General features: G+C 71.8%; 11 protein-coding genes and 1 riboswitch. Of the genes, 2 read left to right on the forward strand and 9 right to left on the reverse strand.

What is annotated here, in order from left to right; genetic code table 11:
* Positions 1-39: 39 nt before the first annotated feature.
* The 4 genes from ABZY33_RS10070 to ABZY33_RS10085 form a co-directional block, all read right to left on the reverse strand.
* A complete protein-coding gene (locus tag ABZY33_RS10070; RefSeq protein WP_356491048.1) occupies positions 40-684 on the reverse strand; it encodes a thymidine kinase in 645 nt (214 codons plus the stop codon).
* A gap of 47 nt (positions 685-731) precedes the next feature.
* On the reverse strand, positions 732-1919 hold the full coding sequence (locus ABZY33_RS10075) for a nucleotide pyrophosphatase/phosphodiesterase family protein (RefSeq protein WP_356491049.1): 1188 nt from the start codon (positions 1917-1919) through the stop codon (positions 732-734).
* Positions 1919-2506 (reverse strand): DUF5998 family protein, encoded by a 588-nt coding sequence (locus tag ABZY33_RS10080; protein WP_356491050.1) that lies wholly within the window; start codon positions 2504-2506, stop codon positions 1919-1921. Before ABZY33_RS10080 ends, ABZY33_RS10075 begins: the two co-directional genes overlap by 1 nt.
* Before the next feature lie 79 nt (positions 2507-2585).
* Positions 2586-5411 (reverse strand): GNAT family N-acetyltransferase, encoded by a 2826-nt coding sequence (locus ABZY33_RS10085; protein ID WP_356491051.1) that lies wholly within the window; start codon positions 5409-5411, stop codon positions 2586-2588.
* 179 nt (positions 5412-5590) lie between these two features.
* Here ABZY33_RS10085 and ABZY33_RS10090 point away from each other — a divergent pair, with 179 nt between their 5' ends.
* Entirely contained in the window at positions 5591-5872 is a 282-nt protein-coding gene (locus ABZY33_RS10090) for an HPr family phosphocarrier protein (protein ID WP_356491052.1), read from the forward strand.
* Between the two features lie 210 nt (positions 5873-6082).
* Here the strand turns inward: ABZY33_RS10090 and ABZY33_RS10095 are convergent, their stop codons facing one another.
* The 4 genes from ABZY33_RS10095 to ABZY33_RS10110 all read right to left on the reverse strand — a co-directional run bounded on the left by ABZY33_RS10095 (position 6083) and on the right by ABZY33_RS10110 (position 10950).
* Positions 6083-6769 carry a GntR family transcriptional regulator gene (locus ABZY33_RS10095; RefSeq protein ID WP_356491053.1) on the reverse strand — a complete coding sequence of 229 codons (687 nt, stop codon included), beginning with the start codon at positions 6767-6769 and terminating at the stop codon, positions 6083-6085.
* 221 nt (positions 6770-6990) lie between these two features.
* Positions 6991-7779 (reverse strand): M23 family metallopeptidase, encoded by a 789-nt coding sequence (locus ABZY33_RS10100; RefSeq protein ID WP_356491054.1) that lies wholly within the window; start codon positions 7777-7779, stop codon positions 6991-6993.
* A gap of 12 nt (positions 7780-7791) precedes the next feature.
* A riboswitch (cyclic di-AMP (ydaO/yuaA leader) is annotated at positions 7792-7963 on the reverse strand.
* Between the two features lie 237 nt (positions 7964-8200).
* Positions 8201-9568: a pitrilysin family protein gene (locus ABZY33_RS10105; RefSeq protein ID WP_356491135.1), complete on the reverse strand. Its 1368-nt coding sequence runs from the start codon at positions 9566-9568 to the stop codon at positions 8201-8203.
* 17 nt (positions 9569-9585) lie between these two features.
* Positions 9586-10950, reverse strand: a complete 1365-nt coding sequence (locus ABZY33_RS10110) for a pitrilysin family protein (RefSeq protein WP_356491055.1) — start codon at positions 10948-10950, stop codon at positions 9586-9588.
* 317 nt (positions 10951-11267) lie between these two features.
* Between ABZY33_RS10110 and ABZY33_RS10115 the strand changes: the two genes are divergently transcribed.
* On the forward strand, positions 11268-13727 hold the full coding sequence (locus ABZY33_RS10115) for a DNA topoisomerase IV subunit A (RefSeq protein WP_356491056.1): 2460 nt from the start codon (positions 11268-11270) through the stop codon (positions 13725-13727).
* Positions 13728-13841: 114 nt separating this feature from the next.
* Here the strand turns inward: ABZY33_RS10115 and ABZY33_RS10120 are convergent, their stop codons facing one another.
* The gene (locus ABZY33_RS10120; protein ID WP_356491057.1) at positions 13842-14960 is read right to left on the reverse strand and encodes a GTP-binding protein; all 1119 of its coding nucleotides are present in this window, start codon (positions 14958-14960) and stop codon (positions 13842-13844) included.
* Between the last annotated feature and the right edge of the window lie 248 nt (positions 14961-15208).

The following is a 15208-nucleotide window of genomic DNA, read 5'->3' on the forward strand; positions in this document are numbered from 1 at the left end:
GCGCGTCCACGTGGTGGACGGGGTGTCCCGCGTCGTGGGCTACGCGACGGGCAGCACGTCGGGTGAGAGGGCCCCGGCGCGCGCCGTCGCGCTCGTCGCCCGCCTGCGGTGGTGCCGTCGGCACAGCACCTCGTAACCGATCTCGTCCTCGACGTGGTTGACGTCCCCGACGACGACCTGCGCGCCCTCGACGACCATCTCGCCGTTGATGGTGCGCGCGTTGTGCGTGGCGCGCTCACCGCACCAGCAGAGCGCCTCGACCTGCAACACCTCGACGCGGTCGGCCAGTTCGACCAGACGCTGCGAGCCGGGGAAGAGCTTGGAGCGGAAGTCGGTGGTGATACCGAAGGCGAAGACGTCGAGATCGAGGTCGTCGACGACCCGCGCGAGCTGGTCGATCTGCCCGGGCGCGAGGAACTGCGCCTCGTCCGCGATCACGTAGTCCACCCTGCCGCCCTGGGAGAGCCGGTCGACGACGTACGCGTACACGTCCAGGTCGTCGGCGACCTCGACGGCGTCGGTGACCAGGCCGAGGCGTGAGGAGAGCTTCCCGGCGCCCGCCCGGTCGTCCCGGGTGAAGATCATCCCTTGGAGGCCGCGGGCCGAGCGGTTGTGCTCGATCTGCAGAGCCAGGGTGCTCTTTCCGCAGTCCATCGTTCCGGAGAAGAACACCAGCTCAGGCATGGCAGGTCGAGCACCTTTCACGGGTGGGGACGGGGTGGGAGAGGGCGTCAGGAGCGTACTTCGAGGAGCGGGACGAGCTGTTCGGCCGGGGTCATGGAACCGTGGTTGCCGACCATCAGGGACTCCTTCGGCTCGGTGCGCGAGGCGGTGATGAGCACGTCGTCACGGGCGGCGGCGATGACGTCGCCGAGCCGCTCGACCACCCGCGGGTCGACCTGCGGGCCGAACCAGCCGGCGGCGATCGCCTCGTCGCGCCCGGCGATCCAGAACTGCTCGCCGAGGACCTCGCGCCAGACGGCCAGGACGTCGCCCTGCGCGCCCGGCACCGCGTAGACATGGCGGGCGCGACCTTCGCCGCCCAGCAGGGCGACGCCCGCGCGCAGCTCCCAGTCCTCGTCGAAGTCGATGCGGGACTGCTCGTCGAAGGGGATGTCGAGCATGCCGTGGTCGGCGGTCACGTACAGGGCGCTGCGTGGCGGCAGTTGCTCGGCGAGGCGCTGCGCCAGCCGGTCGACGTACATGAGCTGGCCGCGCCAGGGGTCGGAGTCGACGCCGAAGCGGTGTCCCTTGCCGTCGACCTCGCTGTAGTACGTGTAGACCAAGGAGCGGTCGCCCCCGGCCAGTTGGGCGGCGGCCAGATCCATGCGGTCCTCGCCGGAGAGCCGGCCGTGGAAGGTGCCGCCGCTGAGCGCGATCTTGGTGAGGGGCGTCGACTGGAAGGCGGGCGCGGAGACCTGCGCCGTGTGGACGCCGGCCTCGTGGGCGCGCTGGAAGATCGTCGGGTAGGGCTGCCAGGTCTGCGGTTTCGTCCACGGGGTCCACCGGAGCTGGTTCATCAGCTCGCCGGTGGCGGGATTGCGCACGGTGTAGCCCGGCAGGCCGTGGGCGCCGGGCGGCAGGCCGGTGCCGACCGAGGCGAGGGAGGTCGCGGTGGTGGCCGGGTACCCCGCGGTGATCGGGGTGCCGGTGCCGCCGCGGGAGGAGGCCAGCAGCGAGGTCAGGAAGGGGGCCTCGTCCGGGTGGGCCCGCAACTGCTCCCAGCCGAGGCCGTCGATGAGGAAGACGCACGCGCGGTCGACTGGCGCGAGCTCCGGGATCACCGGGTCGCAGCCGGGGACGCCCAGGTGGGCGCCGAGGGTGGGCAGCAGGTCGGCCAGGGAGCCGGTGCCGTACGCCGGGACGGGAGCGGTGTGGACGGGCAGCGGCTCCACGTCGTCCCAGGCAGCCTGCGTCATCAGCGTCCCGCGTCCGCGGTGGCCTCGGAGAGGGACTGGGCGAAGGCGAGGGCCTGGCGCACCGTCTCGGGACCGTCGCCGGCCTCGCTGACCCGCAGGCTCAGGTCATCGGCGGTCGAGCTGCCCGTGTAGCCGTGGTCCGCCTCGCAGTTGGGGTCGCCGCAGGCGGCGGGCTCCAGGTCGATGCGGGCGACGGCACCCCAGCCGATGGTGAGCACGACCTCGCGCGGCAGCGTGCCCGGGACGTACTTCTCCGGATTGGCGACGACCCGGCTGAGCACGACCGACGAGATCCGGTCGAGCTTCACGGACTCCGTGGACGTCGTGGCGTACGGCGTCGGCGAGGTGGTGTCGGCCGCCTGCTCGTCGGTGTGGCTCACGATGAAGCGGTGGTCGGTCAGGACAAGGACGGTGACATGACGACGGACCTCGTTCGCGTCGAACGTGGTCTCCTGGTGCACGAGGTACGACGCGATGGGTTCGCCGCCGACCGCGGCCTCCACCGCCTCGGCCACGAGGGCCGGGTAGTAGCCGCTGCGCTCGATCGCCGCTCGCAACCCTTGGGTCGTCGTACTGGTCTTGGCCATGGGGTCCATTCTAAGGCCCGGGGAGAGGCCCCCGGTGCCCCTGTGGATAACCCCCGGTGCCGGCTTTTCGCGCGGTGGTTCAGTACGCGACGGGCAGGGTGCGGGGCCCGAGATCGTCGCGGGCGGGCGGCGGCGCGAGCCGCACCGAGGCGCCGAGCACGCTCAGGCCGTGCTGGGCGACGACGACCGGTTCGAGTGCGACGCCGACGACCTCGGGATGGTCGTCGACGAGGCGGGACACTCGCTGCAGCAGCTCCTCCAGAGCGGGGGTGTCGACGGGGGCGGCGCCGCGCCAGCCGAAGAGGATCGGCGCCGTCTTGATCGAACGGATGACCGCCCTGGCGTCCTGGTCGGTGACCGGGATCAGCCGGTGCGCGGTGTCGCCGAGCAGCTCGGAGGCGGCGCCCGCCAGCCCGAAGGAGAGTACGGCTCCGGCCGCGGGGTCGATGACGGCCCGTACGACGGTGTCGACGCCGCGGGGCGCCATGGACTGCACGACCGGGCGCAGCTCGGCCGGTCCGCCCAGCTGCCGGGTCAGCTCTTCGTAGGCGCGCCGCAGATCCGTCTCGTCGGCGAGGTCCAGGCGGACGCCGCCGAGGTCCGCGCGGTGGCGCAGGTGCGGGGCGGTCGTCTTGAGGGCGACGGGGTAGCCGAGAGCCCGCGCGGCGTCGGCCGCGCGGTCGGCGTCGGGTGCGGGCAGCGTCTGCCGTACGGCGATGCCGTAGTGGGCGAGCAGGTCCCGGGCGTCGTCCGGGGCCAGCTCGACGCCGCGCGGGTCGTCGTCCTTGGCGAGGAGTTCGGCGATCCGGGCGGCGGCCGCGGCCTCGTCGACGTCCTCGTACTCGGGCACCTTGCCGGGCTCGGTGGCGTCGCGCCGCCACTGGGCGTACTTCACGGCTTCGGAGAGGGCGCGTACGGCGCGCTCGGCGGCGGGATAGGCGGGGATGAGGCGCGGCGTCCCCTCGGCGGCTCCGGGGGTCGCGGCCGGCGGGGCCGGCTGGGTGCCGGGGGCGCCCGGGGCGTTGGGGCCCGTGCTGGCCGCGGCGGAGAGCGCCTCGGCGAGGCCGCCCAGCTCCACGTGGACGACGCAGACCGGCTTGGCGGGCGCGGCCGCGGCGGCCGCGCTCAGGGCGGCCGCCAGCTCCGCGTCCCCGGCCTGGCCCTCGCCCACGGCCGGCATCGCGGTGACGACGACGGCGTCCGTCTTGTCGTCGGTCAGCGCCTCGTCGAGGGCGGCGCGGAAGTCGGCCGCCGACGCCGCCGTGGTCAGGTCCCGGGGCGGCTTGGGACGCAGCCCCTCGGAGAGGCACACGTCGTAGGTGAGCAGGCCGAGCGACTCGGAGTTGCCGAGGATCGCGACGCGCGGTCCGGCGGGCAGCGGCTGGCGGGCCAGCAGCAGGCCCGTGTCGACGAGTTCGGTGATCGTGTCCACCCGGATGACGCCGGCCTGGCGCAGCAGCGCGGAGACCGTGGCGTACGGGAGGCGGGTGGCGCGTACGGCATGGCCGGTGGGCGCGATCCCGCTGTGCCGGGCACCCTGCACGACCACCAGGGGCTTGGCCTCTGCGGTGCGGCGGGCGAGGCGGGTGAACTTACGCGGGTTGCCGATGGATTCGAGGTACATGAGGGCGACGTCCGTGTCCGGGTCGTCGTACCAGTACTGCAGGACGTCGTTGCCGGAGACGTCGGCGCGGTTGCCCGCGGAGACGAACGTGGAGATGCCTGTGGCGCCGGTGACTCCCCCGCCCCTGCGGTGCAGGCGGGCCAGGAGGGCGATGCCGATGGCCCCGGACTGGGCGAACAGGCCGATGCGGCCGGGGCGGGGCATCTCGGGGGCGAGAGAGGCGTTCAGGCGGACGTCCGCGGCCGTGTTGACGACCCCGAAGGCGTTCGGCCCGATGATGCGCATCCCGTAGGTACGGGCCTGCCGGATCAGTTCCCGCTGGCGCTCGCGGCCTTCGGCGCCGCTCTCGGCGTACCCGGCGGAGACGACGATCAGCCCTTGTACGCCGCGTGCGCCGCACTCGGCGACCACGTCGGGGACGTCGGGCGCGGGGACGGCCACGACGGCCAGGTCGACCTGGTCGGCCGGATCGATGTCGCGCACGCAGCGGTGCGCCGGCACCCCGTCGACCTCGGCCAGGTCCTCAGGGAAAGCGCGATTGACCGCATACAGGCGGCCGGTGTACCCCGCGTCCTTCAGGTTCTCCAGAATGCTACGGCCCACGCCGCCCGGCGCCCGCCCCACGCCGATCACGGCGACGGAGCCGGGCGCGAGCAGCCGCTGCACCGACCGGGCCTCGGCGCGCTGCTCACGGGCGCGCTGCACCGCGACGGAGGCCTCGGTGGGCTCCAGGCCGAACTCCAGGCGGACCACGCCGTCCTCGAAGCTGCGCCGCTGCGTGTACCCGGCGTCCGTGAACACCTTGATCATTTTGGTGTTGGCGGGGAGCACCTCGGCGGCGAACCGGCGGATGCCGCGCTCGCGGGCGACGGCGGCGATGTGCTCCAGCAGGGCGGACGCCACTCCGCGCCCTTGGTGGGCGTCCTGGACGAGGAAGGCGACCTCGGCCTCGTCGGCGGGGGCGGAGGCGGGCCGGCCCTGGGCATCGATGCGGTCGTAGCGCACGGTCGCGATGAACTCACCGCCCACGGTGGCGGCGAGGCCGACCCGGTCGACATGGTCGTGATGGGTGAAGCGGTGCACGTCCTTGGCGGACAGCCGGGGGTAGGGCGCGAAGAAGCGGTAGTACTTCGACTCGTCCGACACCTGCTCGTAGAAGCTGGTCAACCGCTCGGCGTCCGCGCCGGTGATCGGCCTGATCCGCGCGGTGCCGCCGTCGCGCAGCACCACGTCGGCCTCCCAGTGGGCGGGGTAGGCGTGCCGGTCCGACGGGGTCTCCATGCGGCAAGAGTAGAGCCGGGCACCGACACTCGTACGGGTCGCGGCCCGCGCGCGTGGGAGGCAGGCTATGGAAGGCCGCGGGGCGGTGCGTCCACGGGACCCGGGTCCACGTCGATCGCCGGGCCACGGTATGTGAGAATGGTCTAGACAACCTTGAGTCACTCGAAGGGCAGCATCACATGGCTGAGCGCCGCGTCAACGTCGGCTGGGCCGAGGGCCTCCACGCCCGCCCCGCCTCCATCTTCGTCCGCGCGGCCACGGCGGCCGGCGTCCCCGTGACGATCGCCAAGGCCGACGGCAACCTCGTCAACGCGGCCTCGATGCTTGCGGTCCTGGGCCTGGGCGCCCAGGGCGGCGAGGAGATCGTCCTGGCCTCCGACGCCGAGGGTGCGGACGCCGCGCTCGACCGTCTGGCGAAGCTGGTCTCCGAGGGCCTCGACGAGCTCCCCGAGACCGTCTGATCCCTCGCTCCGCCGGGCCGCGCGTTTCCCCTCGGGGCGCGCGGCTTCGTCGTTTCCACAGCCGCCCGGTTCCTCGCGGAACGCGCCCCGGGAATCGGAACCGGAATTCAGGTATTCCTGAGCCCGCCGACTATTCAGTAGTGACAGGCGCCGCGAAAATACCCTGCACTTCTTCCGAAAAAATGCACCTCTATGTATACGGCCTTCCTGTTAATGGGGAAGGCCTGCCGTGTTGACGGGAGGTTGCGAAGTCCTCACACGGTCGGCGGCGCGGGGAACGCGCAACCGGTGGACGGCGACCACGCGCTCGGCGTGCCGCGCGGTCAGGGCACGGGCGCGCTCGGCGTCACCGCGGGCCACCGCGTCCACGATGGCACCGTGCTCGGCCCAGGACTCGACCGGCCGGGCCGGGTTCTCCACGCCGTACATCCAGGCGATCTTGTGCCGGAGCTGCGTGAGCAGCGCGATCAGGCCGGGGCTGCCAGAGGCTCCCGTGAGGGTCTCGTGGAACCAGCCGCCCAGGGCGCGCAGATCCTCGTTCTGGCCGCGCCTGGCACGCTCCTGGCCCAGCCTGACCAGGCCGCGCAGGACCTTGAGATGGGCTTCGGTGCGGCGCTGCGCGGCGCGCGCGGCGCTCAGGGGTTCGAGCAGCATCCGCACCTCCAGGAGGTCGGCGGCCTCCTGCCCGGTGGGTTCGGCCACGCACGCGCCCGCGTGCCGCCGGGTCACGACGAAACCCTCGGCCTCCAGGGTGCGCAGCGCCTCGCGCACCGGTACGCGCGAGACTCCGTAGCGCCGCGCGAGCACTTCCTCGGTGAGTCTGCTGCCACGCTCATGGACACCCGCGACGATGTCGTCGCGGATCGCCGTGCATACCGAGTGTGCGGGAATGCGCATGACCCGACCTCCGCCTTCATCCCCGCGAAACGCGGTCGATCGACGCTTGCACGGGCGCGCAGATCACCTTTAGGTCACGCCCGATCCGGTGACTCTATTCCACCGCCGTGGCATTTCCGATGCCGGACCGGAATCCATGGATATTTTCTGGCCAGAAATGCTCGCTGCACGCGAAAGCCCCGGCTCGACGAGCCGGGGCTTTCCCTGTGGGCGATGGGACGTCAGACGTTCACACCGTGCGAGCGCAGATACGCGACGGGGTCCATGTCCGAGCCGTACTCGGGGGTCGTGCGGGCCTCGAAGTGCAGGTGCGGGCCCGTGGCGTTGCCGGTCGCGCCGGAGAGGCCTATCTGCTGGCCGGGGGTGACGGCCTGGCCGACGGAGACGCCGAGGGACGACAGGTGCCCGTACTGGGTGTACGTGCCGTCGTTCATCTTGATCACGATGTTGTTGCCGTACGCGCCGCCCCAGCCGGCCTCGACCACGGTGCCGGCGCCGACGGCGTGCACGGACGTACCGCTCGCCGCGTGGAAGTCGATGCCGGTGTGGCTTCCGGAGGACCACAGGCCGCTGCTCGCCTGGTAGCCGGTGGAGACATAGGAGCCGGCGATCGGCGCCACGAAGCTGTTGAGGCGCTTGCGCTCGGCCTCGCGCGCGGCCCGCTCCTTGGCCGCGCGCTCCTTGGCGGCCTTCGCCTCGGCCTCGCGCTTGGCCTCCTCGGCCCGCTTCTTGGCCTCAGCCTCGGCCTTCGCCTTGGCGGCGGCCGCGTCGGCGGCCTTCTTCTGGGCGGCGGCCTGCGCGTCGATCTGGTCGGCCAGGGAGTCACCGATGGAGAGGGCCTGGGTCAGGCCGTTCTGCTCGGGGGCCGCGGTGTCGGCGGCGAGTGCGGGGGCCGCGAGGCCCGCCACCACACCGGTCGTGGTGAGCGCCGCGACGCTCGCGACCTGCGCGGTGGTACGCGTGAGGCGACTGGGACGACGGTGCTTCCCGGTGGCACGGGTGAACGCCATGAAGTGGCTGGTCCTTTCCTTCCCTCTCGCCTACCGGGTTAGCTGACGGGTTCGGAGCAGGAAGGTCTCCTACGGGCGCCCGGCCCGGCCTGCACGGCCGGGAAGAGTGCCCGATTCACCCCAGGGACTGCGTGGGTCCCCGGCTCCCCTGGCTCGCGCCTGGGGGACTCGGCGATGACTGTCCGGTGTCGCGGGCGCGACGCGTGTCTGGCGGACAGCCGGACCGACGCTAAGCGGGACATCTTTTAATCAACAAACGGATCCCGGCTTTTGTAGCGCATGCCACAGAGCAGACAGGCAACCTCCGCCCCAATCCGGGCATAAGCGGCACCTGTGCCTTCACGGGCGAACGTGAGCGACACCACGAAGCCCCGGTGGCCGTGGTGGCCGCCGGGGCTTCGGAGGACGTACGGGGCCGCGGTCACCCCCGGACGACGCTCACCTCACCGATGCCGAGGGCCTTGACGGGCTCCTCGATCTGCGCGGCGTCGCCCACGAGGACCGTCACCAGACGGTCCGCCGGGAAGGCGCTCACGACCGCTGCGGTGGCCTCCACGGTGCCTGTCTCGGCGAGCCGGCGGTACAGCCGGGCCTGGAAGTCGTCCGGCAGGTGCTGCTCGACCTGGTCGGCCAGCGTGCCCGCGACGGCGGCGGCGGTCTCGTACTTGAGCGGGGCCACGCCCACCAGGTTCTGCACGGCGGTGTCCCGCTCGGCGTCGGTGAGACCCCCCTCGGCAAGGGTGCGCAGCACCTGCCACAGGTCCGCGAGCGCGGGTCCGGTGTTCGGGGTGTCCACGGAGCCGCTGATGGCGAGCATCGCGGCGCCCGTCCCGTCCGGCGCGGACCGCAGCACCTGGGCGAAGGAGCGCACACCGTAGGTGTAGCCCTTCTCCTCGCGCAGGACGCGGTCCAGGCGCGAGGTGAGCGTGCCGCCCAGGCAGTACGTGCCGAGGATCTGCGCGGCCCACACCCGGTCGTGCCGGTCGGGTCCGATGCGGCCGATCAGGAGCTGCGTCTGCACGGCTCCGGGGCGGTCCACGATGACCACGCGGCCGGTGTCGTCGGCGGTCACCGGCGGGATCGGGCGCGGCTCCGCGGTGTCGCCGGTCCAGGCGCCGAGCGTGTCCGCGAGGAGGGCGTCCAGGTCGGTGCCGGCCAGGTCGCCCACCACGACGACGGTCCCGGTGGCGGGGCGCACGTGCTTCTCGTAGAAGGCGCGTACCGCCGCGGCGTCGATGGCGGCGACGCTCTCCTCGGTGCCCTGCCGCGGGCGCGACATGCGCGCCTGGGCCGGGAAGAGCTGCCGGGAGAGCTCCTTGGCGGCGCGGCGGGCCGGGTTGGCGCTCTCGTGCGGGATCTCGTCCAGGCGGTTGCGGACGAGGCGCTCGATCTCCCCGTCCGCGAAGGCGGGCGCGCGCAGGGCGTCGGCCAGCAGGGCGAGGCCCATGGGCAGGCGGGAGACCGGCACTTCCAGGGAGACCCGGACGCCGGGGTGGTCGGCGTGCGCGTCCATCGTGGCGCCGCAGCGCTCCAGTTCGGCGGCGAACTCCTCCGCGGAGTGCTTGTCGGTGCCCTCGTTGAAGGCACGCGCCATGATCGTGGCGACGCCCTCGAGCCCGGCGGGCTCGGCGTCCAGTGGCGCGTCGAGGTTGATCTCCACGGCCACGATCTGCTGGCCGGGACGGTGGCAGCGCAGCACGGTCAGGCCGTTGGCCAGTTCGCCGCGCTCGGGCGCGGGGAACGCCCACGGCTTGGCCGTGCCGGCCTGCGGTCGGGGATGGAAGTCCATGGTCGCGAGCTGCTCGGTCACCGGCCCGCCTCCTCGTCGCTCGGGTCGCTCTCGGCGGTCTCGTCATGGGGTTCGGCGGGGGCCGTGGGCTCGTACACGAGGACCGCGCGGTTGTCGGGGCGCAGCCGCGCCTTGGCGGCCTCCTGGACCTCGTCCGCGGTCACCTCCAGGACGCGCTGCACGGCGGTCAGGGCGAGCTGCGGGTCGCCGAACAGCACGGCGTAGCGGCACAGTTCGTCGGCGCGGCCCGCCACTGTGCTGAGCCGGTCCAGCCACTCGCGCTCCAACTGGGCCTGCGCGCGCTCCATCTCCTCGGGCGAGGGGCCCTCCTCGGCGAACCGGGCGAGTTCCTCGTCGACCGCGCTCTCGATCGCCGGCACCTCGACGTCGCCGGAGGTCTTCACGTCGAGCCAGCCCAGGGAGGGCGCTCCGGCCAGGCGCAGCAGCCCGAACCCGGCGGCCACCGCGGTGCGGTCGCGGCGTACCAGGCGGTTGTAGAGCCGCGACGACTCGCCGCCGCCGAGCACTGTCAGGGCGAGGTCGGCGGCGTCGCACGCGCGCGTGCCGTCCTCGGGCAGCCGGTAGGCCGCCATGAGGGCGCGCGCCGGGACCTCCTCCTCGACGACCTCGCGCAGCTCCGTGCCGATCACGTCGGGCAGGGAGCCGTCGCGCGGCGCGGGCTTCCCGTCGTGGCCGGCGATCGAGCCGAAGTACTTCTCGACCCAGGCGAGCGTCTCCTCGGGGTCGATGTCACCGACGACGGAGAGCACGGCGTTGTTGGGCGCGTAGTAGGTGCGGAAGAAGCTCCGCGCGTCCTCCAGGGTGGCCGCGTCCAGGTCGGCCATGGAGCCGATGGGCGTGTGGTGGTACGGGTGGCCCTGCGGGTACATGAGAGCGGTCAGCTTCTCGAACGCGGTGCCGTAAGGGACGTTGTCGTAGCGCTGACGGCGCTCGTTCTTGACGACGTCCCGCTGGTTCTCCATCGACTCCTCGTCGAGGGCGGCCAGCAGGGAGCCCATGCGGTCGGCCTCCAGCCACAGCGCGAGCTCCAGCTGGTGGGCGGGCATGGTCTCGAAGTAGTTCGTGCGCTCGAAGCTGGTCGTGCCGTTGAGCGAACCGCCCGCGCCCTGGACGAGTTCGAAGTGGCCGTTGCCGTGCACCTGCTGCGAGCCCTGGAACATCAGGTGCTCGAAGAGGTGAGCCAGGCCCGTACGGCCCTTGACCTCGTGGCGCGAGCCGACGTCGTACCAGAGGCAGACCGCCGCGACCGGGGTCAGGTGATCCTCGGAGAGCACGACACGCAGGCCGTTGGCCAGCCGGTGCTCGGTCGCTGTCAGGCCGCCGGAGCCGGCCTCGGCGGTGGCCGTGTGACCCATGGGCATGTACGTCCCTTCGATCGCGGGGGGAAACGGGGAAACAGAGAACACGGAGAACATCGGAAAAGCTGGAGAATGCTGGGAAAGCTGAGTACGCGGGCAACACTGTGGACACGAGACGGCTGCCAGTCCTGCCACTGTATGCAAGCGTGCAGGCGCCTGGCGAAGTTCCCGTCCGGGCTACGCCCTGAGCGAGCACGACGGCCCCCGAGCGGGCCGCCGGCCGCCCCGTTCCGACGGGTCGCGATCAGCGTTGTCAGTGGAGCGGTCCACAATGGTCCGCGACAGTTCCCGTAGATGTTGGTGAAGGAGCCGCAGCAGCGATGGCCCGCCGCAGCACGAAGACCCCGCGACCCGATGACGTTGCCTTCGAGGAGAGGATCCTCGACATCGACGTGGTCGACGAAATGCAGGGCTCCTACCTCGAGTACGCGTACTCGGTCATCTACTCGCGTGCCCTGCCCGACGCCCGGGACGGGATGAAGCCCGTCCACCGTCGGATCGTCTACCAGATGAACGAGATGGGCCTGCGCCCCGACCGCGGCTATGTGAAGTGCGCCCGCGTCGTCGGGGAGGTCATGGGTAAGTTGCACCCCCATGGCGACGCGTCGATCTACGACGCGCTGGTGCGCCTGGCCCAGCCGTTCTCGATGCGCGTACCGCTGGTGGACGGGCACGGGAACTTCGGTTCACTGGGCAATGACGACCGCCCGGCCGCGATGCGGTACACCGAGTGCCGCATGGACCCCGCCGCGAGCCTGATGACGGAGTCGATCGAAGAGAACACGGTCGACTTCGCGCCGAACTACGACGGGCAGGAGCAGGAGCCCCTCGTCCTCCCCGCGGCGTACCCGAACCTGCTGGTGAACGGCGCGTCGGGGATCGCGGTCGGCATGGCGACCAATATGGCGCCGCACAACCTGGGCGAAGTGATCGCCGCCGCGCGACACTTGATCAAGCACCCGGGCGCCGATCTTGAGACGCTCATGAAGTTCGTGCCCGGCCCCGACCTGCCCACGGGCGGCCGGATCGTCGGCCTGTCCGGTATCAAGGACGCGTACGAGTCGGGCCGCGGCACCTTCAAGATCCGCGCGACGGTCGCGGTGGACAGCGTGACGGCGCGCCGCAAGGGCCTCGTCGTCACCGAACTGCCCTTCGCGGTGGGCCCGGAGAAGGTCATCGCGAAGATCAAGGAGCTCGTCGGCAACAAGAAGCTCCAGGGCATCGCCGACGTGAAGGACCTCACGGACCGCGAGCACGGCCTGCGCCTGGTCATCGAGATCAAGAACGGCTTCGTGCCGGAGGCCGTCCTGGAGCAGCTCTACAAGCTGACGCCGATGGAGGAGTCCTTCGGTATCAACAACGTGGCCCTGGTGGACGGCCAGCCGCTCACGCTCGGCCTCAAGGAGCTGCTCGAGGTCTACCTGGACCACCGCTTCGACGTGGTGCGCCGCCGCAGCGAGTTCCGCCGCACCAAGAAGCGCGACCGGCTGCACCTGGTCGAGGGGCTGCTCGTCGCCCTGCTCGACATCGACGAGGTCATCCGCCTCATCCGCTCCAGTGAGAACAGCGCGCAGGCCAAGGAGCGGCTCATCGAGCGCTTCTCCCTGAGCGAGATCCAGACGCAGTACATCCTGGACACGCCGCTGCGCCGGCTCACCAAGTTCGACCGCATCGAGCTGGAGTCCGAGCGCGACAAGCTCAACGGCGAGATCGACGAGCTGACCGGCATCCTCGACTCCGACACGGAGTTGCGCAAGCTCGTCTCCGCGGAGCTGGCGGCCGTCGCCAAGAAGTTCGGCACGGACCGGCGCACGGTGCTGCTGGAGTCCTCGGGTCCCGCGGTGGCCACGGTGCCGCTCCAGGTGGCCGACGACCCGTGCCGCGTGCTGCTCTCCTCGACCGGACTGCTGGCCCGTACGGCGAACGGCGAGCCGTTCACCGCCGACGAGGACGCCAAGCGCACCAAGCACGACGTGATCGTCTCGGCGGTCCCGGCCACGGCACGGGGCGAGATCGGCGTGGTCACGTCCGGGGGCCGCCTGTTGCGCCTGAACGTCGTGGATCTGCCGCAGCTCCCGGACACACTGTCCGCGCCGAACCTCTCCGGGGGTGCCCCGATCGCCGAGTTCCTCCCCCTGGAGGCGGACGAGACGGTGATCTGTCTGACGACGCTGGACGAGTCGTCTCCGGGCATCGCCCTCGGCACCGAGCAGGGCGTCGTGAAGCGGGTGACGCCGGACTACCCCTCCCACAAGGAGGAGCTGGAGGTCATCACCCTCAAGGACGGCGACCGGATCGTGGGCGCCGTCGAACTGCGGACCGGCGAGGAGGACCTGGTCTTCGTCACCGACGACGCGCAGCTGCTGCGCTACCAGGCCGCGATGGTGCGCCCGCAGGGCCGCCCCGCGGGCGGTATGGCCGGGATCAAGCTGGCCACGGGCGCGAAGGTCATCTCGTTCACCGCGGTCGATCCTGCGGCGGACGCCGTCGTCTTCACGGTGGCGGGCTCACGCGGCACGCTCGACGACTCGGTCCAGACGACGGCCAAGCTGACGCCGTTCGACCAGTACCCCCGTAAGGGGCGTGCGACCGGTGGTGTGCGCTGCCAGCGGTTCCTGAAGGGGGAGGACTGCCTGAGCCTGGCCTGGGCGGGTCCGGCGCCCGCGCGCGCGGCGCAGAAGAACGGCATGCCGGCCGAGCTGACCGAGATGGACCCGCGCCGCGACGGCTCGGGCATCTCGCTGCCGAAGACGGTGGCCGTGGTGGCCGGGCCGGTCTGAGCCGGTCCCGGTCCGGGCCTGCGCCTACAAGGGCCGGTGCGGCGCCTACAGGGGGGCCGGTGAGCGCTTTACAGGCGGCCCGGTCGCGCGCCTACAGGGGGCCGCTTCTGGCACCTACAGAGGCCCGGTGAGGTCCTCGACGTCCATGACCTCACCGGCGCCCCCGGCCTCGGCCTCGGCGTCCCCGTCGCCCTTGTCCTGTACGTAGCGCAGAACGCCCCACATGCCGTGCTGGTCGACGGGGTGCGGGGCGTCGCTCGTGCCCCTACAGGCGTCCAGCCCCTGGCGGAGCGCGTCCGAGTCGATGCCCGCCCCGATGAGGACGAGCTGCGTGCGGCGCTCCTCACCGGCCGGCCAGGGCTCGGGATAGAACCGCAGGAACCGGCCGACCGCGTGCACCGCGTACCGGTTGGCCGGGTCGCCCGCACCGAAGTCGACGTACCCCTTGATGCGGTAGAGCCCCTCGGGCCTGCTGTCGAGGAAGTCCATCAGCGCACGCGGATCCATGGGTGTTCCGGAGACGAACGCGACGCTTTCGTAGGCGGCGTGCAGATGCTCGTCGGATGTCCCGCCACGGTGCAGGTCGTCGAAGGACAGCTGCCCGATCCGCTCCTGGGTGGGACGGCAGTCGAAGAGCAGCTCCGGGTCGATGCGTCCGTAGGACGCGCTGACGACCGCGGCCCGCTCGGCCGCTGTCCGCACCGCGCCCAGCACCCGCTGGCGCTCGGTGCCGGGCACCCGGTCGCCCTTGTTGACCACGACGAGGTCCGCGATGCCGAGGTGGCGGTCCACCTCCGGGTGTCTGCGCCGGGTCGCGTCGAACTCGGCCGCGTCGACGACCTCGATCAGCCCTCCGTACACGATCCGCGGATTCTCGCTGGCCAGCACCATCCGCACCAGCTCCTGCGGCTCCGCGATGCCGCTCGCCTCGATGACGATGACGTCCATGAGCCGGCCGTCGCGGACCGGACGGGTCAACTTGTCCAGGTAGACGTCGAGTTCGCCGGCGTCCACGGCGCAGCACAGGCAGCCGTTGCCGAGCGAGAGCGTCGAATCGCCCACCTGCCCCGCTACGGCCATCGCGTCGATCTCGATCGCTCCGAAGTCGTTGACGATCGCCCCGATCCGCGATCCACCGCTGTGGTGCAGCAGGTGGTTCAGCAACGTCGTCTTCCCCGAACCGAGGAAGCCCGCGAGGACGACGACGGGGATCTGCGGACTGACCTGGCTCACGACGGACTCTCCCAGCGACGACGAAATGCCGCTTCAGGATAGGCACGTGCCCAGAGACGGCCGAGTGAACGATTGTTTGCGTCCCCAGGCGGGCAGACGTGGGGCATGGCGCCGGTCGCCGCGACCCGCTCATGCTTCCGTGCGCCTCCTCTCCGCCTCCCAGCCGATCAGAGCCGCTCGGCACCCTGGGAGACGGCAAGCGCGCCGCCCTTCGCTCGCCGGTCCCCATGCCCTCGACCCGCGCCCGA

This window comes from Streptomyces sp. NPDC006552 (genome assembly GCF_040611655.1).
GTDB lineage: Bacteria > Actinomycetota > Actinomycetes > Streptomycetales > Streptomycetaceae > Streptomyces.

Coding starts and splice junctions, on each gene's coding strand:
- ABZY33_RS10070 (WP_356491048.1), bottom strand. CDS start 684: ATGCCTGAGCTGGTGTTCTTCTCCGGAACGATGGACTGCGGAAAGAGC.
- ABZY33_RS10075 (WP_356491049.1), bottom strand. CDS start 1,919: ATGACGCAGGCTGCCTGGGACGACGTGGAGCCGCTGCCCGTCCACACC.
- ABZY33_RS10080 (WP_356491050.1), bottom strand. CDS start 2,506: ATGGCCAAGACCAGTACGACGACCCAAGGGTTGCGAGCGGCGATCGAG.
- ABZY33_RS10085 (WP_356491051.1), bottom strand. CDS start 5,411: ATGGAGACCCCGTCGGACCGGCACGCCTACCCCGCCCACTGGGAGGCC.
- ABZY33_RS10090 (WP_356491052.1), top strand. CDS start 5,591: ATGGCTGAGCGCCGCGTCAACGTCGGCTGGGCCGAGGGCCTCCACGCC.
- ABZY33_RS10095 (WP_356491053.1), bottom strand. CDS start 6,769: ATGCGCATTCCCGCACACTCGGTATGCACGGCGATCCGCGACGACATC.
- ABZY33_RS10100 (WP_356491054.1), bottom strand. CDS start 7,779: ATGGCGTTCACCCGTGCCACCGGGAAGCACCGTCGTCCCAGTCGCCTC.
- ABZY33_RS10105 (WP_356491135.1), bottom strand. CDS start 9,568: ATGGACTTCCATCCCCGACCGCAGGCCGGCACGGCCAAGCCGTGGGCG.
- ABZY33_RS10110 (WP_356491055.1), bottom strand. CDS start 10,950: ATGCCCATGGGTCACACGGCCACCGCCGAGGCCGGCTCCGGCGGCCTG.
- ABZY33_RS10115 (WP_356491056.1), top strand. CDS start 11,268: ATGGCCCGCCGCAGCACGAAGACCCCGCGACCCGATGACGTTGCCTTC.